The sequence below is a fragment of the Streptomyces sp. P17 genome (assembly GCF_032436805.1).
Classification (GTDB): Bacteria; Actinomycetota; Actinomycetes; order Streptomycetales; family Streptomycetaceae; genus Streptomyces.
In genome coordinates, this window is record NZ_JAVRBF010000728.1 from 1 (window position 1) to 277 (window position 277).

Here is a 277-nt window from a genome sequence, read left to right on the forward strand (position 1 = left end):
GCATCAGTTCGCGCGCTATCAAGGAAAGCAACTGATGCAGGAACAGCAGCTACGACTCACACAAGATCGTGCCGCAGCCCTTGCGCAGGCACACCCGATCGCCGCGCAGACCAGCTCCCTCACCGTGCGGCAACAGTTTGTCGGCAGCGGAGTTCAGTACACGCCACAAACGGTCAGCTTCTATAACAACTAGAGACAGGCTATGAATGATCTGTCGGTCATCGACCAATTCTTGGGGGTCTTTTCGCAATACATCGACTCGGGCTTCGGTCTGCTC

At 56.0% G+C, this 277-nt stretch carries 1 pseudogene; it reads left to right on the forward strand.

From position 1 onward, the window contains the following. Window positions 1-193, forward strand: a pseudogene (locus RMT89_RS42745) (P-type conjugative transfer protein TrbJ); the annotation flags it as partial. Window positions 194-277 lie beyond the last annotated feature (84 nt).